Annotated in this window: 3 protein-coding genes and 1 pseudogene; 3 read left to right on the top strand and 1 reads right to left on the bottom strand. The window is 73.3% G+C overall.

All coding sequences use genetic code 11. From position 1 onward, the window contains the following. Window positions 1–66: 66 nt before the first annotated feature. From AOK00_RS40245 to AOK00_RS12640, 3 genes and pseudogenes are all read left to right on the top strand, one after another. Window positions 67–212: pseudogene (locus AOK00_RS40245) on the top strand (EamA family transporter); the annotation flags it as partial. 2 nt (window positions 213–214) lie between these two features. Next, window positions 215–802: DMT family transporter (locus AOK00_RS12645; RefSeq protein WP_254047350.1), on the top strand; the 588-nt coding region annotated here is incomplete at its 5' end. A 147-nt stretch (window positions 803–949) separates the two neighbouring features. Further along, window positions 950–1,153 (top strand): DUF1918 domain-containing protein, encoded by a 204-nt coding sequence (locus AOK00_RS12640; protein ID WP_055600414.1) that lies wholly within the window; start codon window positions 950–952, stop codon window positions 1,151–1,153. A gap of 10 nt (window positions 1,154–1,163) precedes the next feature. Here AOK00_RS12640 and AOK00_RS12635 read toward each other — a convergent pair. Beyond that, window positions 1,164–2,371: glycoside hydrolase family 10 protein (locus AOK00_RS12635; protein ID WP_055600415.1), on the bottom strand; the 1,208-nt coding region annotated here is incomplete at its 5' end.

The raw sequence follows: 2,371 nt of genomic DNA, 5'->3' as shown, positions 1-2,371 counted from the left end.
GCCACCGCCCCCGCCACCGCCACCGCCACGAGCGGGAGCCGCACCGACCCGCTCCCCCGTGGCACCCTGCTCGCCGCCCTCGGCGTGTTCTCCTTCTCGCTCACGTTCCCGTCCACCGTCTGGGGCCTGGAGAGCTTCGGCCCCTGGTCGCTCGTGGCCGTGCGCTCCACGCTCGCCGCCCTCATCGCGGGCGCCTTCCTCCTCGCCGGCCGNNACCTCGCACGCCGCCGTCGTCGTCGGCCTGCTGCCGCTCACCACGGCGGCGTTCGCCGCCCTGCGGACCAGGCGCCGGCCGTCCCGTACGTTCTGGTTCGCGGCGGTGTCGGGCGCGGTCGTCGTGCTCGCCTTCACGGTCCAGCAGAGCGGCGGGGCCGTGTCGCGGGGCGACCTGTACCTGTTCGGCGCCCTCCTCGTGTGCGCGGCCGGCTACACCGAGGGCGGCCGTCTCGCGCGCCTCATGCCGGGCTGGCACGTCATCGGCTGGGCCCTGATCCTCTGCCTGCCGCCGATGGCCGTCGGCTCGGCCGTGGCGCTGTCCGTGGAGCCGGTCCGTCTGAACGCCCACGGAGTCATCGGCCTGGTCTGGGTCGCGGCCGGTTCCACCTTCTTCGGCCTGTACGTCTGGTACCGGGGCATGGCCTCGATCGGCATCCCCAAGGCGAGCCAGCTGCAGCTCGCGCAGCCGCTCCTCACCCTGGTCTGGTCGGTCGCGCTGCTCGGCGAGACCCTGCCGCTCGCCGCCCCGCTCGCGGCGGTGGCGGTGCTCGTCTGCATCGCGGTGACCCAGCGGGCGAAGAGCTGACGCCGGGCGGGCCACGGCCGACGGAACGGGGGGCGACGGAGCGGGGCCGACGGGCCGGCCGTCGGCGCGGCGGATCAGGACGATCCGGGACACAATGGCAGACATGGGCCCCGAACAGCACGAGCCCGGTCGCGAGGAGGTCACCCTATGCAGGCGAACGTGGGCGACAAACTGTTGGTGCACGGCCGGACCGTCGGTCACCACGACCGTACGGCCGAAGTCCTTCAGGTACTGGGGGAGAACGGCACGCCCCCGTACCGCGTCAAGTTCGACGACGACGGTCACGAGGCCCTGATGTCTCCGGGCCCCGACACCGTCGTACGCCATCGCCCCGAGGCAGGCGCGAGCTGATCCCTCCGGGTCAGCCCCTTCCCGGCGCCCGGACCCTGGTCGGGTAGTGATCCGCCACCACGGTGGCCATCGCCCCGATCGGGTCGTTCGCGACGTCCAGGGCGGAGAAGAAGCAGTGGCCGCCGACCGCCGGACGGGCGGCGGCCAGTTCCAGGTGCCGTGACAGTTCCCCCGGGTCCTGCCAGGCGGCGGGCTGTGCGGGGTCGCCCGCCTTGTAGAGCGCCTCGCCGATGTAGAGGCCGACACCGGTGCCCCGTACCACCTCGTCCCACCAGGGCAACAGCTTGGCGTAGTCGGCGGCGGGCAGACCGATGTGCCAGTACAGCTGAGGTACGACGTAGTCGATCCAGCCCTCCCGGATCCACTTCCGGGTGTCGGCGTAGAGGTCGTCGTAGGTGCCGCCGCCGGCCCGGGTGTCCGAGCCCTCCGGGTCCTTGGCGATGTTCCGCCAGACCCCGAAGGGGCTGACGCCGAAGGCTGCGTGGGGCTTGACGGCCTTGATCCGGACCGCCATCTCCGAGACCAGCAGGTCGGTGTTGTGCCGCCGCCAGGACGCCCTGTCGGGGAAGCCGGCGCCGTACCGCGCGTACGTCTCGTCGTCGGCGAAGTCCTCCCCGGCCACCGGGTACGGATAGAAGTAGTCGTCCCAGTGGACGGCGTCGATGTCGTAGCGCCGCAGCGCGTCCAGCATCGCGTCCTGGGTGAACCTCCGGACCTCGGGCAGCCCGGGGTCGTAGTAGAGCTTCCCGCCGTACGGCACCACCCACTCCGGGTGGAGCCTGGCCGGATGGTCGGCGACGAGCCGGGTCGGGTCCGTGTGGTTCGCCACGCGGTACGGGTTGAACCAGGCGTGCAGTTCGAGCCCCCGCGCGTGGGCCTCCTCGACGGCCGTGCCCAGCGGGTCCCAGCCGGGGTCGCGGCCCTGCGTCCCGGTGAGGAACTCCGTCCACGGCTCGTACCGCGAGGGCCAGAGCGCGTCGGCGGTCGGCCTGACCTGGAGGACCACCGCGTTGAGCCGGCGCTCGACGGCGGTGTCCAGGTGGGCGAGGAGCTCGGCACGCTGCGCGTCGGCGGTCAGGCCGGTACGGGAGGGCCAGTCGCGGTTGAAGACCGTGGCGATCCACACACCCCGGAACCCGGACCGGGCGGCCGGGCGCGCGGACACCTCCGGCGCGGTGCCGGCAGCCGTCCCGGCACCCGCCCGAGCGCCCGTTCCCC

It is taken from the genome of Streptomyces aureus, from assembly GCF_001418135.1.
Taxonomy (GTDB): Bacteria; Actinomycetota; Actinomycetes; order Streptomycetales; family Streptomycetaceae; genus Streptomyces; species Streptomyces aureus_A.
The sequence above is the reverse complement of the archived record's forward strand: the minus strand, read 5'-3'. Positions and strand labels throughout refer to the sequence as shown.

Coding starts and splice junctions, on each gene's coding strand:
- AOK00_RS12640 (WP_055600414.1), top strand. CDS start 950: ATGCAGGCGAACGTGGGCGACAAACTGTTGGTGCACGGCCGGACCGTC.